The 26,117-nt window shown below is 70.8% G+C and carries 20 protein-coding genes and 1 tRNA gene; 9 read left to right on the forward strand and 12 right to left on the reverse strand.

The genetic code is table 11. The annotated features are described in order from the left end of the window. Positions 1–57: 57 nt before the first annotated feature. On the reverse strand, positions 58–1,422 hold the full coding sequence (locus tag IEY91_RS16955; protein ID WP_229697023.1) for a phosphatase PAP2 family protein: 1,365 nt from the start codon (positions 1,420–1,422) through the stop codon (positions 58–60). Positions 1,423–1,946: 524 nt separating this feature from the next. Here IEY91_RS16955 and IEY91_RS16960 point away from each other — a divergent pair. Together IEY91_RS16960 and IEY91_RS16965 are read left to right on the forward strand one after the other, a co-directional pair. Beyond that, on the forward strand, positions 1,947–2,771 hold the full coding sequence (locus IEY91_RS16960) for a polysaccharide deacetylase family protein (protein ID WP_189174606.1): 825 nt from the start codon (positions 1,947–1,949) through the stop codon (positions 2,769–2,771). A 579-nt stretch (positions 2,772–3,350) separates the two neighbouring features. Next, entirely contained in the window at positions 3,351–3,890 is a 540-nt protein-coding gene (locus tag IEY91_RS16965; protein WP_189174607.1) for a DUF1707 SHOCT-like domain-containing protein, read from the forward strand. Positions 3,891–3,921: 31 nt separating this feature from the next. Here IEY91_RS16965 and IEY91_RS16970 read toward each other — a convergent pair whose 3' ends face one another. The 5 genes from IEY91_RS16970 to rhaI all read right to left on the reverse strand — a co-directional run bounded on the left by IEY91_RS16970 (position 3,922) and on the right by rhaI (position 10,281). Beyond that, on the reverse strand, positions 3,922–4,539 hold the full coding sequence (locus IEY91_RS16970) for a TOPRIM nucleotidyl transferase/hydrolase domain-containing protein (RefSeq protein WP_189174608.1): 618 nt from the start codon (positions 4,537–4,539) through the stop codon (positions 3,922–3,924). 42 nt (positions 4,540–4,581) lie between these two features. Further along, entirely contained in the window at positions 4,582–5,433 is an 852-nt protein-coding gene (locus tag IEY91_RS16975) for an aldo/keto reductase (RefSeq protein ID WP_189174609.1), read from the reverse strand. 130 nt (positions 5,434–5,563) lie between these two features. Further along, positions 5,564–7,027: a rhamnulokinase gene (locus tag IEY91_RS16980; protein ID WP_229697024.1), complete on the reverse strand. Its 1,464-nt coding sequence runs from the start codon at positions 7,025–7,027 to the stop codon at positions 5,564–5,566. Then, positions 7,024–9,063: a bifunctional aldolase/short-chain dehydrogenase gene (locus IEY91_RS16985; RefSeq protein WP_189174610.1), complete on the reverse strand. Its 2,040-nt coding sequence runs from the start codon at positions 9,061–9,063 to the stop codon at positions 7,024–7,026. The genes IEY91_RS16980 and IEY91_RS16985 overlap by 4 nt, the downstream gene beginning before the upstream one ends. Positions 9,064–9,114: 51 nt before the next feature. Further along, positions 9,115–10,281 (reverse strand): L-rhamnose isomerase, encoded by a 1,167-nt coding sequence (rhaI, locus tag IEY91_RS16990; RefSeq protein ID WP_189174611.1) that lies wholly within the window; start codon positions 10,279–10,281, stop codon positions 9,115–9,117. Positions 10,282–10,576: 295 nt separating this feature from the next. On the opposite strand from rhaI, the gene IEY91_RS16995 reads away from it, so the two are divergent. The 5 genes from IEY91_RS16995 (at position 10,577) to IEY91_RS17015 (ending at position 16,520) form a co-directional block, all read left to right on the forward strand. After that, positions 10,577–12,091 (forward strand): sugar ABC transporter ATP-binding protein, encoded by a 1,515-nt coding sequence (locus IEY91_RS16995; protein WP_189174612.1) that lies wholly within the window; start codon positions 10,577–10,579, stop codon positions 12,089–12,091. Further along, positions 12,088–13,152, forward strand: coding sequence for an ABC transporter permease (locus IEY91_RS17000; protein ID WP_189174613.1), 1,065 nt, complete (start codon positions 12,088–12,090; stop codon positions 13,150–13,152). Before IEY91_RS16995 ends, IEY91_RS17000 begins: the two co-directional genes overlap by 4 nt. A 76-nt stretch (positions 13,153–13,228) precedes the next feature. After that, positions 13,229–14,236 (forward strand): ABC transporter permease, encoded by a 1,008-nt coding sequence (locus IEY91_RS17005; RefSeq protein ID WP_189174823.1) that lies wholly within the window; start codon positions 13,229–13,231, stop codon positions 14,234–14,236. A gap of 65 nt (positions 14,237–14,301) precedes the next feature. Next, entirely contained in the window at positions 14,302–15,393 is a 1,092-nt protein-coding gene (gene rhaS, locus IEY91_RS17010) for a rhamnose ABC transporter substrate-binding protein (RefSeq protein ID WP_189174614.1), read from the forward strand. Positions 15,394–15,494: 101 nt separating this feature from the next. Further along, on the forward strand, positions 15,495–16,520 hold the full coding sequence (locus tag IEY91_RS17015; RefSeq protein WP_189174615.1) for a LacI family DNA-binding transcriptional regulator: 1,026 nt from the start codon (positions 15,495–15,497) through the stop codon (positions 16,518–16,520). A 12-nt stretch (positions 16,521–16,532) separates the two neighbouring features. Here the strand turns inward: IEY91_RS17015 and IEY91_RS17020 are convergent, their stop codons facing one another. Then, complete coding sequence (locus tag IEY91_RS17020; protein ID WP_189174616.1) at positions 16,533–19,829, reverse strand: family 78 glycoside hydrolase catalytic domain; 3,297 nt, start codon at positions 19,827–19,829, stop codon at positions 16,533–16,535. Positions 19,830–19,995: 166 nt separating this feature from the next. On the opposite strand from IEY91_RS17020, the gene IEY91_RS17025 reads away from it, so the two are divergent. Next, positions 19,996–20,718 (forward strand): maleylpyruvate isomerase family mycothiol-dependent enzyme, encoded by a 723-nt coding sequence (locus tag IEY91_RS17025; RefSeq protein WP_189174617.1) that lies wholly within the window; start codon positions 19,996–19,998, stop codon positions 20,716–20,718. Positions 20,719–20,797: 79 nt separating this feature from the next. Here the strand turns inward: IEY91_RS17025 and IEY91_RS17030 are convergent, their stop codons facing one another. The 4 genes from IEY91_RS17030 to IEY91_RS17045 form a co-directional block, all read right to left on the reverse strand. Next, on the reverse strand, positions 20,798–21,346 hold the full coding sequence (locus IEY91_RS17030) for a DUF1062 domain-containing protein (RefSeq protein WP_189174618.1): 549 nt from the start codon (positions 21,344–21,346) through the stop codon (positions 20,798–20,800). 186 nt (positions 21,347–21,532) lie between these two features. Next, a complete protein-coding gene (locus IEY91_RS17035; protein WP_189174619.1) occupies positions 21,533–22,279 on the reverse strand; it encodes a phosphotransferase family protein in 747 nt (248 codons plus the stop codon). A gap of 135 nt (positions 22,280–22,414) precedes the next feature. Next, positions 22,415–22,490, reverse strand: a tRNA-Thr gene (locus IEY91_RS17040). Between the two features lie 51 nt (positions 22,491–22,541). Beyond that, complete coding sequence (locus IEY91_RS17045; RefSeq protein WP_189174620.1) at positions 22,542–23,435, reverse strand: NAD(P)-dependent oxidoreductase; 894 nt, start codon at positions 23,433–23,435, stop codon at positions 22,542–22,544. A gap of 67 nt (positions 23,436–23,502) precedes the next feature. On the opposite strand from IEY91_RS17045, the gene IEY91_RS17050 reads away from it, so the two are divergent. Beyond that, positions 23,503–23,853, forward strand: coding sequence for a winged helix-turn-helix transcriptional regulator (locus IEY91_RS17050; protein ID WP_164327769.1), 351 nt, complete (start codon positions 23,503–23,505; stop codon positions 23,851–23,853). Between the two features lie 183 nt (positions 23,854–24,036). On the opposite strand, the gene IEY91_RS17055 is transcribed toward IEY91_RS17050, so the two are convergent. Further along, complete coding sequence (locus IEY91_RS17055) at positions 24,037–26,115, reverse strand: iron ABC transporter permease (protein WP_189174621.1); 2,079 nt, start codon at positions 26,113–26,115, stop codon at positions 24,037–24,039. Between the last annotated feature and the right edge of the window lie 2 nt (positions 26,116–26,117).

Below are 26,117 nucleotides of genomic sequence, written 5' to 3' on the forward strand. Positions count from 1 at the left end.
CCCCGACGTCCGCGTCAACGCCGTCCACCCCGGATTCACCCTCGAGGCGACGAGGACTCAGACCAATTCGAGCTTCGGCTCCGGTCCCGACTTCGCTCCGGGACCCGGTCCCGCATCCTGTGCCGGTACGGTCACCGCGTCCCACATCTTGGTGGTCCGCAGGTAGCCGTACACCACCGAGGCCATCGCCAGAATGAGTAGCGGTCCGAACAGCCACGGATATTTCGCCATTTCCATCGGCAGATAGCGGTACGACAACAGGAATGCGGCGAAAACCGTCGTGCCGTAAGCGACCAGCCGAACTCCCGACCTGTCCCAGCCACGGTCGAATGTGCGCATTCCCGCCTCGATCGTGAACGCGAACACCACGCCGGCGACGATATCCACGCCGTAGTGGTAGCCGAATCCCAGCGTCGCGCCGAGCGTGGCGATCAGCCAGAACGTACCCGCGTATTGCAGAAGTCGCGGGCCCTTACGGGAGTGAATGAAGATCACGGTGGCCCATGCGGTGTGCAGGCTGGGCATGCAGTTGCGTGGGGTGATCTCGTCGAAGGGGATCGCCTGCGGGCCGTTGAGCGGCACCGGCACCGTCGCGTCCGGCCACATGTTGGCCACCGCCCACTGCCCGCCGTCGGCGCCGTACGCGAAGATCGGCCCGACCACCGGGAAGATCATGTAGATGCCCGGCCCGAGCAGCCCGACGACCAGGAAGGTGCGCACCAGGTGGTGGCGCGGGAACCGGCGCTCGCTCGCCACGTTGCGCAGCTGGTACATCGAGACGGCGACCGCGGCGACCGCGAGCTGTACGTACACGAAGTCGAGAGCGTGCGAGCCGATCGAGCCGGTGGCCTCGACGACCCGGCCCACCAGCCACGACGGGTTGCCCAGCGCGTGATCGGCCGTCGCCAGATACGGGTCGAGCACCTTCGGGCGGGTCTTCGACGTGATCAGCAGCCAGGCGTCGCCGGTCTTGCGGCCGGTCACCAGGAGCAGGCCGAGGCCGACACCCTTCAGCAGCAGGACGCGTTCGCGGCCGGTCCGGCGCGTGACAGCGATGACCGCACAGCCCAGCATGACCCACAGCGCGCCATTGCCGAACGTCATCTTGGAGTCGACCGCCAACCGCCCCAGGAAGAAGGGGATGTCGATGGCGACGGCGGCACCGAGTGCGATGAATCGCTCCCGCCAGGTGAGGACCACCATCATCAACGCCATACCGGCGTACAGCAGCGGGCCCGACGCGGGGGCGAAAATCACCTCTTGCCACTGATGGGTGATCGGCCCCGGCACGTCGTAGCGACGCGCGGCGATCTCAAGGGCGACGAGGAATCCGAGGGCCACGACGGCAGCCGTGGTCCACAGAATCGCCCGGGGCCGGCGCCACGCGGCGAGCACTGCTTTGCTGTTGATTCGCGAGAACAATCGCGATGCTATAGGTATCAATTGTTTGGCCGATTTGTTAGGTGTTGACTATAAAGCCCACTCTTCGCGCTAGATGGCATGGTCTTCTAGTGAAGGACGGGCGATCCGAGTGTTCAGCATGGTCAGGGCGAGCGTTGAAGGTTCGATCATGTTATAGGAGCGGCCGGGGTGGGTTTTGCTGGTCACGCGGTGCTCGAAGGTCAGTACGGTCCGTCGATCCCGGGCTCGACGGGCCGACGTCTCGGAGATGACCATGAAACCCTCGACACCGGCGGGCAGCGAGGGTGTCCGGGCCGCCCGGCGGCTGTCAAGCGTGCGCGCTGGGCGGTGAGCTGGCGGCCGGGGCGGCAAAGTCGGCATACCGCCAAGACGACGAAGAGACCGGCACGGTTGCATTCCGGCGACGAAGGTAGCGCCGCGGCCTCGGGGGACGGTCGCGTCGCCGCGCAACCGGGCGAGCATCACCCGGCTGCGCGGCACGGGATGTGAGCGCGGAGGAACGCGTCCACGCAGACTCACGAGGTATGAACTCGACACGACGGGCCGTCCTGGCGGGGCTGTTGGGCGCGGGGCTGGCGCCGAGCGCGGCGGGGTGGGCTTCAGCAGTAGGGCAGGCCTCGGCCGCAGGGCCCTCCTCGGCGGCGGGACGGGCTTCGACGGCAGGGCCCGCCTCAGCCGCGCGACGGGCTTCGGCGGCGGGGCCCCGGCCGCCCGCATCCCTCCTGGGGCGCGAGATCCGCCGCCTGCCCACCTCGCGCCAGGTGGTCGCGCTCACCTTCAACGCGGCGTGGAACGAGCGCGGTGTCGCTGCCGTCCTGACCGAGCTACGACGCCGAGGCCACCCGGCGACGTTCTTCCCGACCGGCGGCTTCGCCGAGGCCCGCCCCGCGGCGGTACGCGCCATGGGCGCCGAACACGGCCTGGGCAACCACTCCCACACTCACCCGTACTTCGACGACCTGAGCACCAGGGAACGGGGCCGAGAAGTACGCCGCGCCGACGCGGCAATCCGAACCGCAGCCGGTACCGACCCCCTGCCCTTCTTCCGCTTCCCCTACAGCTCCACCACGACCGATTCGGTCGCCGACGTCAACGCCCTCGGCTACGCGGCCATCGAGTTCACCGTCGACACCAACGGCTACCTCGGACCGGGCCGCGGCATGACGGTGCAGCGGGTGATCGAGCGAGCCGTCGCCGCCCTCGCGCCGGGCGCGATCATCCAGATGCATGTGGGCAGCAGCGCCGCGGACGGCATCGTCCTCGACGCCCAGGCCCTGCCCCGGCTCCTCGACGCGATCGCAGCGAGGGGTTACGGAGTCGTGGACCTACGGGAGTTCCTGGTGCCGTAGGAGCGGGCGGATCACCTTGGGCCTGCTCCAGTCTGCGGTTGAGGCGGGAGCGCGGAGGACACTCGGCTGCCCGGCGGCCCGCCCCGCGCGGTCACGTCGGGGAAGATCCAGTGGTCGTCCGGCAGGTTCGCCTGGGCCAGCGGGGACACAGATCGAAGCCTCGCCCTCCGGCATGAGACGCGTCAGGATGAAGCCGCCCGGCGTCGTACCGTGCTGGATCAGCATGGCCTGCCGCACCGGCTCGTCGAAGAACCGTGGCAGGCTGCCGAACCCGAACCTCCCGTCGGCCGCCGGGAGGTGACCCAGGAACTCCGACATGTCGTGACGATACAGCTGCGCCAACTGCTCGATCACAGGCCGCAGTTCAGAGGTCGCCGGGCGGAGAGTGATCGGCTCGGAGTCCGTGATCAATCCCATCCGGGGATTCCCGCACGGCAGGCACAGCGCGCGACTGCGGGCGCAGACGCCATGAGACGGCGTCGTCCACGGCCAGGTCGTGCGGGGCAGCGGCCAGACCCCGCAACCGATCGTCCTCGACGTCCCTGGTGGCCCCGGCACAGTGCCACTACCGTGGCTGCCATGCCGAAAGATCTGCCCGACCTGCGGGCATCGCACGAGGATCGCGACCGTGCCGTGGACGCGCTGCGGGTCGCCGCCGGTGACGGTCGGCTCGACGCCGAGGAACTCGACACGCGGCTGGAGATCGCGCTCTCGGCCCGGACGCTCGGCGAGCTGGCCGAGCTGACCGCGGACCTGCCGGTCGCGCCCGCGGCCAAGGGCAGAGACGTTCTCGTGGTCAAGCAGCACGGCGGCAAATATGTGCGCGAGGGCCGCTGGTCGGTGCCCGAGCGCATCGAGCTTCGCACGTCGGAGTGCCGCATCACCCTCGACTTCACCCACGCGGTGATCACCTCGGACGTCCTGCGGATCGAGACGGACATGGTGCACGGCAAGCTGGTATTCGTCGGCTCGCCGGACATAGTGATCGACACCGACGGCCTCAACGTCATCTACGCCAAGGTCAAGCTCCGCCCCAAGAACTCCGCTGCGAAGCCCCGGCTCCGTATCGAGCTCGTCGGAAACCTGCTGCACGCGAAGGTCATCGAACGCCGGGCGTAGCGTGCGCCCGCGGTGCGGCGGCAGTCAGACGTCAGACGGCGGCGAGCAGGCCGTCGAGCGGTGCTGGGACGCGGTCCGGGGCGAGGGCCTCGACGAGGACGTGGCCGTAGCGGATCTTGCGGCCCTTCTTCGTGCCGAGGAAGCGGCGCAATCGCTGCTCGGGGCTGCGGTCCCGCTGCGCGGGCTGGCTCACGAAGGTCTGCAGGGCGCGCAGGTCGCCCTCCGCCTGGACCAGTTCCTCCACCCGTGTCACGCCGAGCGCCCGGATGAGCTCGTCCTCCAGATCCGCCGCGCAGACGAAGAACTCCTGCTGTGCCGCGTCGGCCCGCTCCAGGCCGCGCGCGTAGAAGCCACGCTCCCCCTCGTCGCACAGCCCCGTGAGACGCAGGCCCAGGCCGGGCGGCCCGAGGAGCTGGGCGTAGCGCGCGATGCTCATCGCACCGCCCATCGACAGGACGCAGACCCCTTCGGCCTCCAGGTCCCGGCCACGGCTCGCGGCAAGCGCGTTGACCGCCGCGGCGTCGCTCGGCCCTTCGAGCAGGACGGCCGTCCGGACGGGCAGCAGCGCGGCCAGCTCACGCGCGGGCTCGCCGGGGCCACCGGCCGCCCACGCGGTGACCGCTTCCCGGAAGGACCCCATGTCAGCCATGGGAGGAGTCTCCGCCCTTTCCGGCCACCGCGGTAGGGAATTTCAGACGTCCAGGCGCCGCGTGCCCAGCAAGCGGGCGGCTTCCGGGTCGCGGTGGTCGAAGAACAGGGAGGTCCCGGTGTCCAGGGTGGCGATGGCGGCCATCTGGTCGCCGGTGAGCTCGAAGTCGAAGACGTCGATGTTCTCCGCCATGCGCTCGGCGCGGACCGACTTCGGGATCGCCACGACATGGCGCTGGGTCAGCCAGCGCAGCACCACCTGCGCCACGGACTTGCCGTGCGCCTCGCCGATCCCGCTCAGGAGCGGGTTCGTGAAGAGGTCGTTCCTGCCTTCCGCGAATCCGCCCCACGACTGGATCTGGACCCCGTGTTCGCGCATGAGCGCCTGGTCGGCGGTGCGCTGGAAGAACGGGTGGGTCTCGATCTGGTTGACCGCGGGCGTGACGTCGTTGTTGAGGATCAGGTCGACCAGGCGGTCGGGGTAGAAATTGGCGACGCCGATCGCCTTGGCGCGACCCTCGCCGTACAACCGCTCCATGGCGCGCCACTGCCCGTACACATCGCCGTACGGCTGGTGCATCAGGTACAGGTCGAGGTAGTCCAGGCCGAGCTTGGCCAGCGACGTTTCGAAGGCACGTTCGGTGTTCTCCTCGGCGGGCGCGTCCTGGATCCACAGCTTCGTGGTGACGAACAGGTCCTCGCGCGGGACGCCGCTGCTCTTGATGGCACGGCCCACGGCCTCCTCATTGCCGTACGCGGCTGCCGTGTCCAGCAGCCGGTAACCGGCCGCGAGCGCCTCGGTCACGGCCTGCTCGGTCTGCTCCGGCGGGATCTGGTACACGCCGAAGCCGAGGAGCGGCATCTCCAGGCCGTTGTTGAGAGTGGCGTCGTCCATGGGTGTTCCTTCTGTATGTGCGCTGTGACCTGCGCGGATCGCCGGCGGGTTCCACTCTCGCTTGCTCGGCGCGATCCCGCGCGTCGTGACCGTCCAGCGGTGGCATGTCCGTCAGGCGCGGCACCGGGCCTCACCGCCGGGGCACGCGAGCGTCCGCCGCCTCCCAGACGCCTCGGTCGGCAGACGGCTCGTAGCGCTCCAAGGGCTGCGTACGTACGAGGAGTTCGCGCATCGCGGCCCGGTCCGTGACGCGGCCGTGGGCGCGGGCCTGCACCAGGACGTTGCCGAGTGCGGCGGCCTCCGCCGGGCCTGCGACGACGGGTACCCCGCAGGCGTCCGCGGTCAGTTGGCACAGGAGGCGGTTGCGCGCGCCGCCGCCGACCACGTGCACGACGTCGACGGGGTGGTCGGCGAGGCTCTGGGCACTGGTGATGGCGCGGCGGTGGGCGAGGGCGAGGGAGTCGAGGATGCAGCGGGTGATCGCGCCGTGGGTGGTGGGGACCGGCTGGCCGGTGGTCCGGCAGGCCTCGGCGATCCGCTCCGGCATGCGCCCCGGCGCCAGGAACGCGGGATCGGAGGCGTCCACGACCGACCGCGGACCGGGGGCCGCGGCCGCCTCCCGGAGCAGCGGGACGACGTCCGGCTCGCTCCAGTCGCGCATGCACTCCTGGAGCAGCCACAGGCCCATGATGTTGCGGAGGTAGCGCACGGTGCCGTCGATGCCTAGTTCGTTGGTGAAGTTCGCGGCTCGGCCCGGCTCGGTCATCACCGGCGCGTCGAGTTCGAGCCCGGCGAGGGACCAGGTTCCGGTGCAGATGTACGCGAAGCGCTCGCCCGCGCCCGCGGGGACGGCCGCCACCGCGGACGCCGTGTCGTGCGAGCCGACTGTCGTGACCGGCGCCTCGTGGCCGGTGTGCTCCACCACGTGGGCGAGCAGTCGGCCCGCAGGGTCACCGGGGTGGCGGAGGGGGGCGAAAAGCGAGAGGTCGATGCCCAGGGCGTCGGCCGCCGAGTGCGCCCAGGTGCCGGTGCGCGGGTCGATCAGCTGGGTGGTGGAGGCGTTGGTGAGCTCGGTGCCCTGCTCGCCGGTCAGCCAGTACGTGAACAGGTCGGGGATGAGCAACAGGCGTGTGGCTGCGGCGAGTTGGGCCGTACCTTCGGCGGCCAGGAGTTGGTACAGAGTGTTGATGGGTGAGTCCTGGATGCCGGTCTCGGCGTACAGCCGCTCCGCGGGCACCCTCCCCCACGCCTTGCGCGCCATGCCTTCGGTGCGTGCGTCTCGGTAGTGGACCGGGTTGCCCAGCAGCCGCCCGTCGGCGTCGAGCAGGCCGTAGTCGACGCCCCAGCTGTCGATGCCGATCGAGTCCACGCGGCCCGCCGCACGCAGGCCGTCCAGGATGCCCGCGTACAGACCGAGTACGTCCCAGCGCAGCCCCTCCGCGAGGCGGACCGGACGGTTGGGGAAGCGGTGCGCCTCGGTCAGGTCGAGGGTGTCGGGACCGACGCGGCCGACCATGACGCGGCCGCTGGACGCACCCAGGTCGACGGCGGCGAACGCGCCCGCCTGCTCCGTACGGCTCGTACGAGACCTCATCGCAGGAACGCCGCGGCGACACCCGCGTCCACGGGAATGTGCAGGCCGGTCGTGTGCGTGAGGTCCCCGCCGGTCAGCGCGAACACGGCCGCGGCGACGTGCTGGGGCAGCACCTCGCGCTTGAGCAGCGTCCGCTGGGCGTAGAACTCGCCGAGCTCGTCCTCCTCGATGCCGTACGTCGCCGCGCGCCGCGCGCCCCAGCCGCCCGCGAAGATGCCCGAGCCGCGCACCACGCCGTCCGGGTTGATGCCGTTGACGCGGATGCCGTGCTCACCCAACTCGGCGGCCAGCAGGCGCACTTGGTGGGCCTGGTCGGCCTTGGTGGCGGAGTAGGCGATGTTGTTCGGTCCTGCGAAGACGGAGTTCTTCGAGGTGATGTAGACGATGTCGCCGCCCAGGCCCTGCGCCCGCATGACGCGGGCGGCCTCGCGGGAGACGAGGAAGGAGCCGCGCGCCATGATGGCGTGCTGGCGGTCCCAGTCCTGCGCGGTCGTCTCCAGGAGCGGCTTGGAGACGGAGATGCCCGCGTTGTTGACGACGAGGTCCACGCCGCCGAAGGCGAGCGCGGCGGCCGCGAAAGCCTGCGCGATCTGCTCCTCGGAGGTGACGTCGACGCTGACCGCCACCGCCTTGTCCGGGCCGCCCAACTCCCCCGCCACAGCAACCGCGTTGTCGGTGTCGATGTCGGCGACGACCACGCACGCGCCCTCCGCCACGAGCCGGTGCGCGATCGCCTTGCCGATGCCGCTGCCCGCCCCGGTGACGAGCGCGACCCGGGTGGCCAGGGGCTTGGGCGCGGGCATGCGCCGCAGCTTGGCCTCCTCCAGGTCCCAGTACTCGATGCGGAACTTCTCCGCCTCCTCGATGGGCGCGTACGCGGAGACCGCCTCGGCGCCGCGCATCACGTTGATGGCGTTGAGGTAGAACTCGCCTGCCACGCGCGCGGTCTGCTTGTCCTTGCCGTAGCTGAACATGCCGACGCCGGGCACGAGCACGATCGCCGGGTCGGCGCCGCGCATCGCGGGTGAGTGTTCGGTGGCGTGTCGGCGGTAGTACGCCGTGTACGCGTCGCGGTAGTCGGCGTGGAGTTCCCTCAACCGGGCGGCGACCGCGTCGAGTTCGGCGGTCGGTGGCAGGTCGAGGACGAGGGGGCGGATCTTGGTGCGCAGGAAGTGGTCGGGGCAGGAGGTGCCGAGGGCGGCGAGCCGGGGGTGCTCGGTGTGCGACAGGAAGTCCAGGACGGTGTCGGAGTCGTCGAAGTGGCCGACTTGCGGGTGGTCCTGGGACGCCAACCCCCTGATGAGCAGGGCGAGTTCGGCGGCCCGTGACCGGCGCTCGGCCTCGGGCAGGGCCTCGTACCCCTGAAGTGGCGCCCCGAAGGGCTGTGCCTTGCCGCGTTCGGCGAGGAAGGTCTCGGCGGTGCGGATGACGAACAGCGAGTTCGCCTCGCACTCCTCGGCGCTGTCGCCCCAGGCGGTGATGCCGTGCCCGCCGAGGACGCAGCCGATCGCCCGCGGGTGGGCGGCCTTGACCGCCGCGATGTCCAGGCCGAGCTGGAATCCGGGCCGCCGCCACGGCACCCACACCACCTTCTCGCCGAAGCACTCGGCGGTGAGCTTCTCGCCGTCGGCGGCGCAGGCCAGGGCGATGCCGGAGTCGGGGTGCAGATGGTCGACGTGCGCCGCGTCCACCAGGCCGTGCATGGCCGTGTCGATGGACGGGGTGGCGCCGCCCTTGCCGTGCAGGCAGTAGTCGAACGCGGCGACCATCTCGTCCTCGCGCTCCACCCCCGGGTACACCTCCGTCAGCGCCCGTAGCCGGTCCAGGCGCAGCACGGCGAGGCCCGGTTCGGTGAGGGTGCCGAGGTCGCCGCCGGAGCCCTTGACCCACATCAGCGCGACCTCGCCGCCGGTGACGGGGTCGGTCGCGGTGCCCTTGGCGGAGGTGTTGCCGCCGGCGTAGTTGGTGTTGCGGGGGTCGGCGCCGAGCCGGTGCGAGCGGGCGAGCAGGGCGGCTGCCTCGGAGTGGGGTGCCATGGCGGATCCAGTCCTTCGGAGAGTGACGTACGGGTGCGGAGGAGGAAGTGATCAGGCGCCCCAGCCCGCCTGCTCCCCACCCACCCGCTCGGCGACGATCCTCTCCTGCCGGCCCGAGGCCCGGTAGGCCGCGACGGGGTCCGGCGCGATGCCCTGCTCCTCGCGCACCTCGGCGAGCAGCGGTCGGACATCGGTGTTGTACGCGTCCATCAGCACGGCGTTGGCCTCCAGAACGTCGCCGGAGCGCTGGGCCGCCGCCAAGGCGTCCCGGTCGACGAGCAGCGCCTTGGCCGTCGCCTCCTGCACGTTCATCACCGAGCGGATGATCGCGGGGATCTTGGCCTCGATGTTGTGGCACTGGTCCAGCATGAACGCGATGTCCGAGCCGTCGTCGAAGCCGCCGCCGCGCCGTACCTCGTACATGATCCGGAAGAGCTGAAAGGGGTCGGCGGCGCCGACCATCAGGTCGTCGTCGGCGTAGAAGCGGGAGTTGAAGTCGAAGGCGCCGAGCCTGTTCTCGCGCAGCAGGAACGCCACGATGAACTCGATGTTGGTGCCCGGCGCGTGGTGGCCGGTGTCCACGCAGACCCGCGCCTTGTCGCCGAGCTTGAGGCAGTGCGCGTACGAGGTGCCCCAGTCCGGGACGTCCGTCGTGTAGAAGGCCGGCTCGAAGAGCTTGTACTCCAGGACCATCCGCTGGTCGTCGCCGAGCCGGTCGTACACGGCGTGCAGGGCTTCGGCGAGGCGGTCCTGGCGGGCCCGGATGTCGTCCTGGCCCGGGTAGTTGGTGCCGTCGGAGAACCACAGCTTCAGGTCGCGCGAGCCCGTGGCGTCCATGATGTCGACGCAGTCCAGGAGGTGCGCGAGGGCCTTGCGGCGTACGCCGGGGTCCGGATTGGTGACGGAGCCGAGCTTGTAGTCGTCGTCCTGGAAGACGTTCGCGTTGATGGCGCCCAGGCGCAGGCCGCGCTCCTCCGCGTACTTCGCCAGCGCGGTGTAGTCGTCGACCTTGTCCCAGGGGATGTGCAGCGCCACCGTCGGTGCCGCGCCCGTCAGTTGGTGCACGGTGGCGGCGTCGTCCAGCTTCTCGCGGGTCGTGCGTGGGACGCCGGGCTGGGCGAACACCTTGAAGCGGGTGCCCGAGTTGCCGTAGGCCCAGGACGGGGTCTCGATGGCCTGGCGTGTGAGTGCGGCCTTCACTGCGGCGTGATCTGTCACTACGTACTCCTGGGGGAACGGGACTCCCTGGCGCAGTGGCACACAAGGTGCCACGACGGTGATCGTGAAACGATTCATGGTGAACCTAGAAGTCCGACCGCAGAGCGTCAAGAGGGCGCGGAGCAGCCGCCAACAGACCCTGCTCTGCGAGTGAGTTGCCCATGCGTAACGCTTCGGTGCGCACCCATTGACGCGAAAACGTCGCCCTGTCTAACGTCCCAGCCACTGAACTGAAACCTTTCACAACAGCTTTCACGACATGGCCGTTCCGCAGCCGTGTCGTCGAGGAGCCCCCATGACCCACGCGACCGACTCGGGCCCGACTCCTGTCCTGGCCCTCGACGGCGTGTCCAAGTCCTTCGGTGCGGTGCGCGCCCTGCGAGGCGTGTCGCTTGAGCTGCTCCCCGGTGAGGTGCACGCCCTCGCCGGGGAGAACGGCGCGGGCAAGTCCACGCTCATCAAGATCCTGGCGGGCGTGCACCGGCCAGATGCCGGCCGGGTGCTGCTCGACGGGGCGGCGGCCGCCTTCCACGGCCCGGCCGACGCCCGGGACGCGGGCATCGCCGTGATCTACCAGGAACCCACGCTCTTCCCGGACCTCTCCATCGCCGAGAACATCTTCATGGGCCGCCAGCCGCGGCGCGCGCTCGGACTGCTCGACCATCGGGCCATGCTCACGGCGACGGCCGCGCTGATGGCGCGCCTCGGCGTGGCGCTCGACCCGGAGCGTCCGGCCCGCGGCCTGTCGATCGCCGACCAGCAGATCGTCGAGATCGCCAAGGCGCTGTCCTTCGACGCCCGCGTCCTGATCATGGACGAACCCACCGCCGCGCTCACCGGCAGCGAAGTGGCCCGGCTCTTCGCGGTGGTGCGGACGCTGCGCGAACAGGGCGCCGCGGTCCTGTTCATCTCCCACCGCCTGGAGGAGATCTTCGCGATCGCGCAGCGGGTCACCACCCTGCGCGACGGCGCCTGGATCGCGAGCGAGCCGGTGGACGGCATGACGGAGGACGATCTCGTACGCAGGATGGTCGGCCGCGATCTCGACGAGCTGTACCCCAAGCAGGACGTCGTTCCCGGCGAAGTCGCCCTTTCCGTGCGGCGGTTGACGCGTGAGGGCGTCTTCACCGACGTGTCCTTCGAGGTGCGGCGGGGTGAGATCGTCGGCCTGGCGGGTCTTGTGGGCGCCGGGCGCACCGAGGTCGCGCGGGCCGTCTTCGGTGTCGACCGGTGGGACGGCGGCGAGGTCGACCTGGACGGGCGGCGGCTGGTCAACGGCGCGCCGTCCGTGGCCATGGCCGCCGGACTCGCCCTGGTGCCCGAGGACCGGCGCGCCCAGGGCCTGGTGATGGGCATGTCCATCGAGCGCAACATCGCGCTGACCGGGCTGCGTACGACGGTTCGGGCCGGGCTGATGGATCGTGCCGCCGAGCGGCGCCGCTCCGTCGACTGGGCCGTCCGGCTGCGGGTGAAGCACGCGCGCATCGCGGATGCCGTCTCGACCCTGTCGGGCGGCAACCAGCAGAAGGTCGTCCTCGCCAAATGGCTCGCCACCGGGCCCAAGGTGCTCATCGTGGACGAGCCGACCCGCGGCATCGACGTGGGCACGAAGGCCGAAGTGCACCGGCTGCTCGGCGAGTTGGCCGCCGACGGCGTCGCCATCGTGATGATCTCCTCCGACCTGCCCGAGATCCTCGGCATGGCCGACCGCGTGCTCGTCATGCACGAGGGCCGGATCGCCGCCGAGATCCCCCGCGCCGAAGCCACCGAGGAAGCCGTGATGGCCGCAGCCACCGGGAGGGCCGCATGACGGTGACCACTCCCACGCCCACACCCGCCACTGAGGTGCCGTCGTCCAACGGTGCGCGCCTCGTGGACCGGGTGTTCAAGATGCGCGAACTCGCCATCCTGGTCGTCTTCCTGGCGATGATCGCGATCACGCAGGCGGGCAACAGCGAGTTCCTGTCCGAGCAGGGCATCAAGGACCTGCTCCTCAACGCGACCATCCTGGTGCTCGTCGCCACCGGTCAGGCGCTGGTCGTCATCACCCGCAACGTCGACCTGTCGGTCGGCTCGACGCTCGGCATCAGCGCCTTCGCCGCCGGTACGTATCTCCAGGGCGGCGGCAGCAGCGTGGTCGCCGTGCTGCTGGCCGTCGCCCTCGGCATCGGCTGCGGGCTGCTCAACGGCGCGCTGGTCAGCCTGGGTCAGGTGCCCGCCCTCGTCGTCACGCTGGGCACGCTGTACATCATCCGCGGCGTCGACTCGATCTGGGTGGGCTCGCGCCAGATCACCGCGGCCGATCTGCCGGGCGGCTTCGTCGACTTCGGCTCGGGCGGCGTCTTCGCCGTCCCGTATCTGGCGCTGATCGCCCTCGCCGTGCTGGTCGCGACCGCGTTCTGTCTCAAGCACCTCGGCGGCGGCCGTGAGCTGTACGCGCTCGGCTCCAACCCCGAGGCCGCGCGCCTGGCCGGCATTCCGCTGCGCCGCCGCATCCTGACCGCGTACACCGTGTGCGGCGCGCTCACCGGTCTCGCGGGCGCGCTGTATCTCGCCCGCTTCGGCAATGTCGACTCCGCGACGGGCAACGGCTACGAACTCACCGTCGTCAGCGCCGTGGTCGTCGGCGGCGTGGTCTTCACCGGCGGCTCCGGCAGCGTCTACGGCGCGGCGCTCGGCGCGCTCCTGCTGACCTCCATCAACAGCGTGCTGCCCGCGCTCGGCGTCAGTTCGGTGTGGGTCATGGCCATCAACGGGTTCCTGCTCGTGCTCGCCATCGCGGTCGACCGGGTTGTCGCGCTGCGGGTGGCTCGGGCGCTGCGGAAGCGGGCCGTGTCGTCGTCGAACGGAAGGAGTGGCCGTCGTGCCTGATTCCCCTGGGTTCGCGGGGCCGGGGTCCACCGGGGCCGCCGGGCCCGAGGCCACCGGCTTTCCGCTCGCGCGTGCCGTGCGCTGGGACACGGTGGTCGGGGTCCTGCTCCTCGTCGTCCTGCTGCTGTCCTTCGGCTTCGTCGACGGGTTCGGCAACGGTCTCAACCTGTCGTTCCTGATCGGCAACACCCTGCCGATCGCGCTGATCGCGCTGCCGATGACGCTCCTGGTCGTGGCCGGTGAGATCGACCTGTCCGTGGCGTCGACGGCCGGTCTGTCCGGCGCGGTCATGGGAGCCCTGTGGAACGCGGGCATGGCCATCGAGACGATCATCCCGCTGTGTCTGCTGCTCGGCGTGGTGTGCGGGCTCGTCAACGGGCTCCTGGTGACGCGCCTCGGCCTGCCCTCGCTCGCCGTCACCATCGGCACTCTGGCCGCGTACCGAGGTGTCGCGCAGATCGTGCTCGGCTCGGACGCGGTGACCGACTTCCCCACGCAGTACCTGGACTTCGCGTCCGGACGCGTCGGCGACACCTTCGTCCCCTACGCCCTGCCGCCCTTCCTGCTCCTGCTCGCCTTCGCGTTCGTCGCCCTGCACGCCACGCCTTTCGGCCGGTCCCTGTTCGCGGTGGGCGCGAACGAGGAGGCGGCGCGCTTCGCCGGTATCCGCGTCAGGCGGCACAAGCTGTGGCTCTTCGTCGCGACCGGGTTCATGGCCTCGCTGACCGGCGTCTTCTGGGCCCTGCACTACGCCAGCGCGCGCTACGACAACGCCACCGGCCTCGAACTGTCGGTCGTCGCGGCCGTGTTGCTCGGCGGCATCGACTTCGACGGCGGCAAGGGCACCCTCGGCGGCGCCGTCGCGGGGGTGTTCCTGCTCGGCACCCTGCAGAACGTGATGAGCCTGCTCGACGTCTCCGCGCAGTCCCAGATCGTCGTCACCGGAGTACTGCTCGTCCTGTCGGTGCTCGGCCCGCGGGTGGCGCGCCAGGTCGCCCAGGCACGGGCGGGGCGCCGGGCCGCCGGCCGTCCGCCCGCCGTCGCTGTGCCCGGCGACTCGCCACCGGCTTCCGGCGCGGGCTGACCACTACCGGCCCGGATCTCCACACCCCCACTCCCCCGTACGCCACCGCCCGAAGGGAACCCCTCATGTCCCGAGCCACGCTCCACCGTGCCTGCTGTGCCGTCGCGGCCGCCACCACCCTCGCCCTGGGCGCGACCGCCTGCGGCGGCACCACGAAGGACGACACCGCCAAGGACAGCGGCTCCGACGGCTCCGGAGCCGCCGCGGGCAAGGCCGACCCGAACGCGGCGACCAAGAAGGACCTGACCGTCGCGTTCCTGCCCAAGCAGGTCAACAACCCGTACTTCACCACCGCCGACAAGGGCGGCGAGAAGGCCCTCAAGGAGCTCGGCTCGACGTACAAGGAGACCGGCTCCAACTCCGCCACCGACACCAGCGGTCAGGTCTCGTACGTCAACACGCTCACCCAGCAGCAGGTCGACGCCATGGCCGTCTCCGCGCAGGACCCCGGCGCCCTGTGCACGGCCCTCAAGCAGGCCATGAAGAACGGCATCAACGTCGTCACGTACGACTCCGACACCAAGCCCGAGTGCCGCAACGCCTTCGTCTCCCAGGCGAGCGCCGAGGACCTCGGCCGCACCCAGGTGCAACTGCTCGCCAAACAGCTCGACTACAAGGGGGACATAGCGATCCTGTCGGCCGCGCAGACCGCGACCAACCAGAACACCTGGATCGACTTCATGAAGGACGAGCTCAAGGACCCCGAGTACAAGGACATGAAGCTGGTGAAGGTCGCGTACGGCAACGACGACGCGCAGGCGTCCTTCCAGCAGACGCAAGGACTACTCCAGGAGCACCCGAAGCTGGCCGGCATCATCTCCCCCACGACGGTCGGCATCAAGGCGGCCGCCCAGTACCTCTCCGGCTCCAAGTACAAGGGCAAGGTCGCCCTCACCGGCCTCGGCACCCCCAACGACATGCGCAAGTACGTCAAGAACGGCACCGTCGACGCCTTCGAGCTGTGGGACCCCGCCAAACTCGGCGAGCTCGCCGCCCGCACGGCCGTCGCCCTGAAGTCCGGGCAGATCACCGGCAAGGCGGGCGAGACCTTCAAGGCCGGTGCCATGGGCTCCTTCACCGTCGGCGAGAACGGCGTGATCAACCTCGGCAAGCCCACGGTCTTCGACAGGAAGAACATCGACCGGTTCGACTTCTGAGATCTTGAGGCGCCCCCGCCCGCACGTGCGAGGTGCCGCAGACCGGGGCTTAGCCTTGCATCAATCGCGTCGATTCACGCATCACTGGAGGTCAAGGCCCGATGGCCCCGCTCGTGGGTATCAAGGACATCGCGCACGCCGCCGGAGTCTCCGTGGGCACGGTGTCCAACGTGCTCAACCGGCCCGACTCCGTCTCGCCCCGCACCCGTGCCCGCGTCCAGGCAGAGATCGACCGGCTCGGCTATGTGCGCAGCGAGTCCGCCCGCCAGCTACGAGTGGGACACAGCCGCATGGTCGGCCTGCTCGTCCTCGACATGGGCAACCCCTTCTTCGTGGACATCGCGCGGGGCGCGCAGCGCGTGACGCGGGCAGCGGGGCTCGGCGTCATGCTCTGCGACAGCGAACAGGACCCGGCCGAAGAGGCCGACTACCTCTCGCTCTTCGCCGAGCAGCGGGTGCGCGGCGTCCTGCTCACCCCGGCCGACGCGACCGGCCGCACCGTGGAGATGTTCCGTCGGCACCGCATCCCGTTCGTCCTGGTGGACCGGGTGGCCGAGGGCGCCTCCGAGTGCTCCGTCTCCGTCGACGACGTGACCGGGGGCGCGTTGGCCGTACGTCATCTGCTCGACGCCGGGCACCGCTCGATCGCGTACGTCAGCGGCCCGCCCGGACTCCAGCAGGTGACCGACCGCCGCACCGGCGCCCACCACGCGCTCACCGAGGTCGGCCTGACGCGTGACGCGCTGCGCGAACTGCCCACCGAGCGCCTCGACGTCGCCGCGGGACGCGACGCCGGGGCGCGCCTGCTCGGCCTCGCGGACCGGCCCACCGCCGTCTTCTGCGCCAACGACCTGCTCGCGCTCGGCGTGCTCCAGGCCATGTTCGCCGCCGGGGTGCGTGTCCCCGAGGATCTGGCGATCGTCGGCTACGACGACATCGAGTTCGCCGCGGCGGCGGCCATCCCGCTCACCTCCGTACGCCAGCCCGCCGTCACCATGGGCCGGATGGCCGCCGACCTCCTCCTCGAGGAGATCGCGGCGCAGCCCGACGGCTCGGACCACCAGCACAGCACCATCGTGCTCAGCCCTGAGCTGGTGGTGCGGCACTCCAGCCTCGGGACGCGCTGAAGCCTCGGCTCCTCAGGGCCGCCCCCGGAAGTCCCACTCGCCGTGCGGCGCCCGGAACACCACGAACCCCGGCTCGACGCGCACGAATTCGACGCCCCGAGGCGCCTGCGCCCGGTCCCGTGCGGCGGCAGGCACATGGACCTCGGCCGTCGAGCCCACCGGCACCCGCACCGTGAGCCGCACGGCCTTGTCGACGCGTGACCAGGACACGGCGGCCGGGCCCCGCACCGTACGCAGTTCCGTGCGCGCCCAGTCGACGCCGTCGCGTGCGTCGGGCCGCACGGTGAAGGTCCGGTAGCCCGCGTCGCCGGGGCGCAGCCCCGCCACGTTCTCGTACAGCCACTGCACGACCGTGCCGAGGAAGTAGTGGTCGCGGGAGCGTGAGCCGAGCTCCCACATCTCCCACATGGTGTCGGCGCCGTGGTCGAACCAGTAACCCCAGCTCGGGTAGGTGCGCTGGGTGGCGATGGCGTGCGCCACGTCGGGGTGGCCTGCCGCGCTGAGGGCGCGCAGGAGGACGCTGGTGCCGAGGGCGCCGGTGTTGAGGTGGTTGCCGCGCTCGGCGATGTCGGCGAGCAGGGAGGCGGTGACGGTGGCGCGGGCGCCGGGCGGTACGAGGCCGAAGGCAAGCGGAATGCAGTTGCTGGTCTGCCGGTAGTCGGGGTCCTTGGCCGTGCGGTAGTGGCCTTCGGGGCCGAGGAAGGTGTCGTTGAAGGCCTTCTTCAGGCTGTCGGCGGCGGTCAGGTATCGCTTGCGGACGGCGTCGTCGCCGACGAGCGCCGCCATCTCGGCGGTGTCGGTGAGTGCCCGGTGCAGATAGGCGGTGGCGGTGAGCCGGGTGTCCTCGGGCGGGATGCCGCCGGGGTGGCCGGGCGGCAGCCAGTCGCCGAGCGCCGTGACCGCGAGGCCGTCCTCGAGCCGGGCGAGTTCCCAGTCCAAGTAGCGGGCGAGAGTGGGCAGATGGTCGTGTACGACGCGTTCGTCGCCGTAGACCCGGTACATCTCGCGCACCAGGAACGGATAGACCGTGGTCCACTCGGGAGACGGCGCCAGCTCCCGGTAGCCCCAGCCGCCGCTGGGCACGATCACGGGCAGCTGGCCCTCCCCGTTCTGGCTGTCGCGCAGGTCGCCCAGCCACTTGCCGAGGAACCGGTGCATGCCGAAGGCGTACATCATCACGGGCCCGCCGAGCTGGGCGTCGCCGGTCCAGCCGTTCTTCTCGTACATCGGGGTGTCGGTGGGGATGCCGTGCAGATTGTTCAGGACGGTGCGGCGCATGGCGGTCTCGAGCCGCTCGTAGAACGGCTCGGAGCAGCGGAAGCTCCCCGTGTCGGCGACCGGATTGTGCACGAGCCGGCCGAGCACCTCGTCCGGCACCGGCTTCCGCGGCAGCCCGCTGATCTGTACGTACCTGAAGCCCTTGTACGCGAACTTCGGCTCCCACACCTCCTCCGACGGGCCGCCCGCGCAGATGTACTCGTCGGTCTGGAAGCGGCCGGGCACATGGCCGGTCTCGACGTTCACGCTGCCGTCGTCCTTGAGCCTCTCGCCGTGCGCGAGACGGATGGTCGTGCCCGCGGCGGCCCGTACTCTCAGCCGGGTCCAGCCCGCCATGGTGCGCCCCATGTCGACGATCCAGTCGTCGCCGTGCGCCTTCACGGCCACCGGCCGTACCGTGTCGGTGACTTGGATCGCCTCGTGCGCCTGCACGCGCAGGGCTCCCTTGGGCGCGTCCTGCCGCTTCGGCCGCTGCCAGTCACCGTCGTCGAAGCCGGGCTCGCTCCAGCGGGCGGGGTGCTCGCGGGCATCGTACGTCTCGCCCGCGTAGAGGGAGTTGGAGCGGGTCGGGCCCTCGGTCATGCGCCAGGAGCCGTCGGTGGCGACGGTGGTGCGGGAGCCGTCGGGGTGGTCGATCTCCAACTGGCCAAGCAATCGTGGCTCGCCGTGCCACGGGGGCTTGTGCCAGTTCCATACGTTGGGTGTCGTCATGCCGTAGAAGCCGCGGCCGAGGGTGACGCCGATGGCGTTGGCGCCGCGTCCGATCTGGTCGGTCACGTCGTGGACGGCGTACAGGACGGTCTCGTCGTAGTCGGTGAAGCCGGGGTCGAGGACCTGGCGGCCGATGCGGCGGCCGTTGATCTCGGCTTCGTAGTAGGCAAGGCCGCTGACGTACAGCCGGGCGCGGCGGACGGGCTTGTCGACGGTGAACTCGCGCCGCAGCAGCGGCGCGGGCCGCTCGGCCACGGGTACCTGCACGCCGTTGCCCCAGGGTCCTTCGCCGTACGGCGCGAGCACCTTCGCCGCCGGCCAGGCGCTGTCGTCGAAGTCGGGCCGCTGCCAGCCGTCGTGCTCGGCGTCGGCGCAGCGCCACCCCGACTGTCCGGTGACCAGTTCACGGGTGTCACCCTCGTACTCCACTATGAAACGAATCAGTAGGCCGCCGGGGTTGAGGGAGGCGCCGCCGCGGTTGGTGGCTCGGGCGGCGAGCACCACGCGGCCCCCGGCGTCGCGGACCTTCTCGGTCACGTCGACCAGGTGGCCGGTGCGCCAGCCGTCGGTCCGCTCGGGGGCGTGCAGCGCCTGCTCGCCGTTCAGGTGGAGCGTGAAGTCGTCGTCGGCGGTGGCCACCACCTTGGCGGCGGACACCTCGGCGCCGTCGGGCAGTTCGAGGACGCCACGGAACCAGATGGTTCCCTCCGGGGCGTCGTCCGGTGTGGCGCCGGGCGACCAGATCCAGGAGGCGCCGCCGAAGCCGGGCGGCTGGGGCGGGGCGTCCGCGCCGATCCAGTGCCCCCGCCAGTCTTCGTCCCTGAGCGCGGTCTCCCACCAGCGGGAGGTGCTCCAGGCGGAGGGCTGCCCCTCGGTGTCCCAGGCCCGCACCTGCCAGTGATAACGGGTGCGCGGCTCCAGCGCGGGCCCGCCGTACGGCACGCCGACGGTCCGCGCCGAGCCGACCTTGCCGGAGTCCCACACCGTGCGCGCCCCCGGCCCGCCCGCGTCGCTCGACACTCTGACCTGGTACGCGCTCTGCCGCGCCCCCTTGCCCGCGGCCGACAGCTCCCAACTCAGCCTCGGCTTCGCGACGTCGGTGCCGAGCGGCGACTCGGCGTACTCGACGGTGGTGCGCTCGACGCGCAGCACGCCCTCGCTCCCGCCGTCTTCGCCGGCGCCTGCTCCGTGGCGTGCGTCGGCTGCCGCCGCGACCGGGGCCTGGCCCATTCCGATGACGCCCGCGCCCACGGCGGAGGTCCTCAGAAAGGCCCGCCGGTTCCAGGCAGCGCCCTGCCCTGTCTCACGCTCATTGCTCATCGCATGTCCCTTGGGTGGGGGTGGGCGGTGTGCCCACGACGTTGAATGAAACGTTTCAATTGCCCGTGCTGAAATCCTAGGGTGCGGGGCAGGGACACCTCAAGAGGTGTGCGGAGTACGGCACTTCGGGAGGCACTGGAGCTGGATCGATGGTTAGGGTGCGACAGTGGTCAACTCGCCAATAGCTACTGACGATCTGGTGCGCCGCGTCTCGCAGGCGCACGCGCTGCTCCTTGAACTGCTCAATCGCCTCGATGACCGGCAGAAGGACGCGGCTTCCGCCCTGCCGGGGTGGAGCCGCGGGCATGTCCTCAAGCACCTCGCAGACAACGCGCGCGCCTTCGAGAGACAGGCACGAGGCGCTCTGCGGGGCGAGGCCATCGACATGTACGACGGCGGCCAGGACGGGCGTGACCAGTCCATCGACCGTGGTGCCGCCCAGCCTTTGGCACAGCTCCGTGAGGAACTGAAGGCGGCCCAGGATGCTTTGGAGGATGCCTGGAGCGGGCTGACGGCGGCGGACTGGGGGCGCGCGGTCCGCTTCCGCCGTGCCACGGTGCTGGATACCGCGCTGGCGCGGTGGAGGGAGGCGGAGATTCACGCCGTCGACCTCGCGGTGGGCTACCGTCCCGGCGACTGGTCGCTGGACTTCGCCCTGCACGCTCTGGAGTTCTTGTCCGACCGTGCTCCGGCCGGGACGCGGCTGCTCTTGCGGGCCACCGACCATGAGTTCACCCGAACTCTGGGAACGGGGACGGCAGTCGAGGTCTCCGGCGCGGTGCGTGACCTCGCGGCCTGGATGGCGGGTCGTGGCGTCGACGGCCAACTGAGCACCACCGGACGCCACTTGCCCGAGCTGGGACCGTGGCCGCCGGATCCTGCGGATTGACGGGACCCCTGGGGCCTGTCCGGTTGCTTGCCGGACAGGCCCCTGGTCCCTGGGAGTGCTGGGCCGACCCCGGAAAGGCTCAGCGCTTGAGCGTGAAGGTGAAGTCGCCGGAGAGCTTGCCGCTCAGCCGGACTGCCGAGACGAGCTTCCCCTCCACGATCAGTCGCTCCACCTCGGCCCGCGAAAGACCGCAGCCTTCAGCGATGAGCCGTACCGGCCGGACCGGGATCCGCGCCGCGAAGCGGACCGAGATGTCGATGACCTCGCGGTCCAGGTGATCCGATCCGCCGGTGTCGAGGCGCCAGGCGTTGTCCCAGTCGAGGGCGATGCGATTGCGGCACCGCAGCACCGGATCCTGGAGCAGCTCAGCCGCCAGGCCGGGGTCGTTGTCGTGCATCCGGTCAAGGAGATCGGGTCGTACGGAGCGCACGTTCGTCCGCTCCAGGACCGTGAGCTTCGCCGTGTCCCCGCAGGCGGTGCAGAGCACGAGGAGCCAGGCGTCTATGAGCTTGTGGTTGGCGTTGACGCGAAATTTGCCGTTCGCCCGGAAGCGCTGGGACGCGCAGGCGTGGCAACGGCGGAGAACGACAGGCAGGCAGGTGGGCATGACCACCCAGTTTTCGAGCACAGAAGTACACCGGTTTCAGTGAGAAGTCCGCAGCAAAAAGCAGCGCGGCGCACATGCGCGACGCGCGACCAATCAGCACTCGGGAGGTCTCACACGGTGTACAACGGCACGTCCTTGCCTAGACGACTTGGTTCGGCAGCACGGTAACGGCGCACGGCGGCGCCGCTCCACTGGTTTTCGAGCACCTCACATCCGGGATCTCAGCACGTCGACCTCACAGCCCGGCGCGGTCGGGTCGAAGCCGTGCTCGACCAGCCAGCGAACCCCCAGCAGGCTGCGCAACGACCACCACCCGCGGATCACGTCGAGGTCGACGTCGGCGCCATAGCCGGCGACGACGTCGCCGAGGTGCTCCTCGTGTCCGAGTGTCAGGGTGGCGAGGTCGTACAGGGCATCGCCCTGGCCCGCCTCGGACCAGTCGATGATGCCGGTGATCTCGTCGCGGTCGACGAACACGTGGGCGATCTGCAGGTCTCCGTGCGTGAACGCCGGAGTCCACGGCCGGAGCGCGGCCTCGGCGACCTGGCGGTTGCGGGTGACCAGGTCGGCGGGCAGGACACCGTTCGCCACGAGCAACTCGCTCTCGGCGTCGAGCTCCGCCGTCAACTCGTCGAGGCCGCGGCCGGCCCGGCCGGGCCGGGGTGGCAGCGGCGCGTCGTGCAACTTCCGGACGGCGGCGCCCGCCGCGGCCCACGCCGCCGGCGACGCGGTCGACGGCTCGCCGAGGCGGCCGAGCGCCGTCCCCGGGACCGCGGCGATCGCGAGCACGGGCGGCTTGCGCCACAGCACCTCCGGGGTCGGGACCGGCACGAGGCCCATCGCCTCGACCTCGACGTCGATGCGCGCCTGATCGGCGTCCACCTTCAGGAACACGTCACCGACGCGCAGGGTCGCACGCTCGGAATGGGCGACGACGACTTTGACCTCATCCATGGCGACCAGTGTCCCGGGGGTGATCGTCGGTGTCGCCGGGTTTATCGCGTGTGACCGAGGCCAGGACAGCGGGTTACGCGCGACCCGTCGACTCGCACCGCTCCGGTGGCATTCGCTGAGGTCCGCGAGACCGGGTGGGCGGGGTGACCGGATTCGAACCGGCGTCTTCCCACACGCGGTGGAGGCGCGTCGACCACTGCGCCACACCCCGCCCGACAGGTGGTCCTACGACTGCTCCTGACAGCCGTCTGCCCCGGCCTCGCTAGCGGCGGCCCAGCATTTCGGCGACCCGTGTGAACCCGTCGGTGCCGTGGCCAAGACCGATGGCTCGGCGGGCCAGGCCTTCCGTCGCGCGCATCACGCCGGCGTCGATGCCATGGGCCTCGGAGGTGTGGACGATGTGAGCCATGGACGAGACGGCCGAGGTGATCGGGTTGCCCTCGCCGGAGTGGGTGCCGTTGTCCACCTCCGTCGCGAGCCCTTCGAAGATGGGCGGGAGGATGTCGCCGATTCCCTTGGCGAACGGAGCCAGCTCGCCCGCGGTGATCCCTTCCGCTCGCGCCACCGCCACGGCGTGGACATAGCCGGCCATGGCGGTCCAGAAGATGTCGAGCAGCGCGATGTCGTACGCCGCCGCCCGGCCGATCTCCTCACCGAGGTGGGTGTGGGTGCCGCCCAACGCCTCCAGGACGGCCTTGTGCTCGTCGTAGAGATCCTTGGGACCGCTGTGGATGAACACTCCGGCCGGAGTGCCGATGGTCACGGTCGGCGTCATGATCGCGCCGTCCAGATAGCGAACACCGTGCTCGGCCGCCCACTCCGCCGCGTCCCGCGCCCGGTCCGGCGTGTCCGCGGTCAGGTTGACCACCGTGCGGCCCTTGAGCGCGTCGGTGACCGCCTCGCGCCGCAGGACGGTGTCCACCGCGTCGTAGTTCACGACGCAGACCACCGTCAGCCCGCTCGCGGCAACAGCTTTCTCCACCGACTGGGCACTCACCGCACCCCGAGCGACCAACTCACCGTCCCGCCCCGGCGTCCGGTTCCAGACCGTGGTGCGCAGACCGGCATCCAGGAAGGCACTCGCCAGGGCACGACCCATCGGCCCCAAACCGAGGACGGTGACGGCAGACTGTTCAGTGTGTACGGACGACGACATGGCTCAACTCCGTAGATATTTAGGCATGCAGATATATCGACAATGTGTAGTGAATGAGGGGGCGAGGATGACGCGCAATCGTGCTCAGGACTTGGATGTCTGTGGCGTAACCGCCGCGATCGCGGTGATCGACGGGAAGTGGAAGACCACTCTTCTCTGGCTGCTGGAATCGGGTCCGCAGCGCCCGGGCGAACTGCGCCGGCGGCTGCCGGGCCTCAGCGAGAAGGTGCTGACCCAGGCATTGCGCGAGATGGAGACCGACGGTCTCGTGCACCGGGAGGTGCACGACACGCTCCCGCTGAAGACCTTCTACTCCCTGACCCCGTTCGGCCGGGACCTCTCCGAGGCGTTGGGTCCCGTCTCCGACTGGGGCCACCGCCGCTTGCAGAAGCTCACCGACGCCAAGGCGGCCTCCTGACGCATCGCACAACCCTCACCCCACGTCTCACCCGGATCCGGTGGGTGACCCTCCGGCCGCCCTTCATCAGGATCACCCCGCCGCCGGTCACCGCCAAGTACCCACAAAAAAGTGGCTACTCAGCATTCACGGCCGCACCTGGTGCGGGGGCCAGGCATGTGACTGACGTCGGCTGCGCGCGCCTCAAGCCTGCGACTGACGGCGGCTGCGTACAAGCAGGTAGAGGAAGTACGGCGTACCGATCACAGCCGTCATGAGCCCGGCGCCAAGCTGCGCCGGGGCGATCACCGTGCGGCCCACCAGGTCGGCCACGCACACCAGGATGGCGCCGAGAAGCACGGCGACCGGCACCACGCGGACGTGCTGCCGGCCCACGAGGGCGCGGGCCGCGTGCGGTGCCACGAGTCCGACGAAGCCGATGGTGCCCGCGGCGGCCACGGCGGTGGCGCTCAGCAGGACGCCGAGGACGAGGAAGCCCAGGCGGCCGCGGGCCAGGTCGAGGCCGAGCAGCCGCGGGGTGTCCTCGTCGAGGGAGACGAGGTCGAGTTCGGTGCGCCGCGCGACCGCGACGGCCAGGCCCACGGTGAGGACGATCGCGAGGGGCACCACGTCGGGCAGGGTCCGCCCGTAGGTCGAGCCCGAGAGCCAGGTGAGCGCCTTCGTGGCGTTGAAGGGGTCGGTGAGGATGATGAGCAGGCTGATGATGGCGGACGCCCCGGTGGCGACGCCGAACCCGACGAGGACGAGCCGGTTCTGCTGGAACCCGCCCCGCGCGGCGAGACCGAAGACGAGGACAGAGCTGATCGCGGCGCCCGCGAACGCGCCGCCGGCCAGGCTCCACGAGCCGACCGTGGGCACTGTTGTGACGAGCACGACGGCGCCCACCGCGGCACCGTTCGTCACCCCCAGGATGCCCGGTTCGGCGAGGGGGTTGCGGGTGACGGCCTGGATGAGCGTCCCTGCGAGCGCGAGCGCCCCACCCGCGAGCAGCGCGGCGAGGACGCGCGGCACCCGGGTGTCGAGGACGAAGGTGACGGTCTGGCCGGCCCGTCCCTGGGCCCAGTTCACGACGTCGCCCAGGAGCAGCTTGCTGTCGCCGAGGAGCACGGCGGCGATGATCACGCCGACGAGCGCGACGGCCAGGACGGCCGTCGTGGTGAGGAAGACGGCCCTGCTGCGGATGCGCAGCCGGTCGGTCTGGACGGCTCCGGCCGTGTCCCGGACGCGTGCGGCCATGACGATCAGGAAGAGGGCGCCGACCAGGCTGGTGACGACGCCGGTGGGCACGGAGACGGACCTGTCCGCGGACACGACGGTGCGCAGCAGCACGTCGGAGCCGAGCACCAGGGCCGCGCCCGCGAGTCCGGCGAGCGGCAGCCTCGCGCGCGACTTGGTGAACGCGCGGAACCTGCGGGCGAGGGGGCGTACGGGGGCGGGAGCGCAGAGGCCCACGAAGCCGACGGGTCCGGCGAGCGTGACGGCGGCCGTGGACAGCAGGGCGGCGAACACGACGGCGGTGACGCGCGTGGCGCGCACGGACACGCCGACTCCGCGCGCGGCGTCGTCGCCGAGTGCCAGGGCGTCGACCCTGCGGGCGAGCAGCACCAGGCCGACGAGGCCGATGACGCAGATCGGGAGCATCTGCAGCACGCCGTCGAAGCCGTTCTGCGCGATGCTGCCCTGGTTCCACTTGTAGATGCCCTCCGTCCGCTGGGGGAACAGCAGGAGCGTCCCCTCGGTGACGGCGGTCAGGCCGAGGGTGAGGGCGCTGCCGGCGAGGACGAGCCGGACGGTTCCGGTGCCGAGGCCGGAGAGGCCGAGGACGACGGCGGCCGCGGCGAGGCCGCCGATGAAGGCGATGCCGGATGAGGCGAGCAGCGGCAGCGAGATGCCGCTTGCGGCGGCGAGACCGAGGGCGAAGTAGGAGCCCGCGTTGACCGCGAGGGTGTCGGGCGCGGCGAGGACGTTGCGGCTGACGGCCTGCAGGGCGGCGCCCGCCATGCCGAGTACGGCGCCGACGAGAAGGCCCGCGGTCATCCGCGGCAGCCGCGACGCGATGACGACCGACGCGTCGGCGGGGTCGGCGCGGCCGGTGAGCGCCTTCCACACCTCGGGGGCGCCGACGGCGGCCGTGCCCTGGGTGATGTCGACGACCGCGAGTGCGGTGACGAGGAGGACCAGTGCGGCCGTCACCGCGACCGCACCCGTACGGGACGCGGCTGTCGACGGACGAGCGGTGGGGGTGGTTGCGGTGACGGCCATGG

This window comes from Streptomyces lasiicapitis (genome assembly GCF_014646335.1).
Taxonomy (GTDB): Bacteria; Actinomycetota; Actinomycetes; order Streptomycetales; family Streptomycetaceae; genus Streptomyces; species Streptomyces lasiicapitis.

Bases quoted from the DNA above. Each gene is read 5' to 3' on its own strand.
- IEY91_RS16965 (WP_189174607.1), top strand. From the start codon at position 3,351: ATGCCGAAAGATCTGCCCGACCTGCGGGCATCGCACGAGGATCGCGAC.
- IEY91_RS16985 (WP_189174610.1), bottom strand. From the start codon at position 9,063: ATGGCACCCCACTCCGAGGCAGCCGCCCTGCTCGCCCGCTCGCACCGG.
- IEY91_RS16970 (WP_189174608.1), bottom strand. From the start codon at position 4,539: ATGGCTGACATGGGGTCCTTCCGGGAAGCGGTCACCGCGTGGGCGGCC.
- IEY91_RS17055 (WP_189174621.1), bottom strand. From the start codon at position 26,115: ATGGCCGTCACCGCAACCACCCCCACCGCTCGTCCGTCGACAGCCGCG.
- IEY91_RS17015 (WP_189174615.1), top strand. From the start codon at position 15,495: ATGGCCCCGCTCGTGGGTATCAAGGACATCGCGCACGCCGCCGGAGTC.
- IEY91_RS16975 (WP_189174609.1), bottom strand. From the start codon at position 5,433: ATGGACGACGCCACTCTCAACAACGGCCTGGAGATGCCGCTCCTCGGC.
- IEY91_RS16980 (WP_229697024.1), bottom strand. From the start codon at position 7,027: ATGAGGTCTCGTACGAGCCGTACGGAGCAGGCGGGCGCGTTCGCCGCC.
- IEY91_RS17000 (WP_189174613.1), top strand. From the start codon at position 12,088: ATGACGGTGACCACTCCCACGCCCACACCCGCCACTGAGGTGCCGTCG.
- IEY91_RS17035 (WP_189174619.1), bottom strand. From the start codon at position 22,279: ATGGATGAGGTCAAAGTCGTCGTCGCCCATTCCGAGCGTGCGACCCTG.
- IEY91_RS16960 (WP_189174606.1), top strand. From the start codon at position 1,947: ATGAACTCGACACGACGGGCCGTCCTGGCGGGGCTGTTGGGCGCGGGG.
- IEY91_RS16995 (WP_189174612.1), top strand. From the start codon at position 10,577: ATGACCCACGCGACCGACTCGGGCCCGACTCCTGTCCTGGCCCTCGAC.
- IEY91_RS17050 (WP_164327769.1), top strand. From the start codon at position 23,503: ATGACGCGCAATCGTGCTCAGGACTTGGATGTCTGTGGCGTAACCGCC.
- IEY91_RS17045 (WP_189174620.1), bottom strand. From the start codon at position 23,435: ATGTCGTCGTCCGTACACACTGAACAGTCTGCCGTCACCGTCCTCGGT.
- rhaS (WP_189174614.1), top strand. From the start codon at position 14,302: ATGTCCCGAGCCACGCTCCACCGTGCCTGCTGTGCCGTCGCGGCCGCC.
- IEY91_RS17020 (WP_189174616.1), bottom strand. From the start codon at position 19,829: ATGAGCAATGAGCGTGAGACAGGGCAGGGCGCTGCCTGGAACCGGCGG.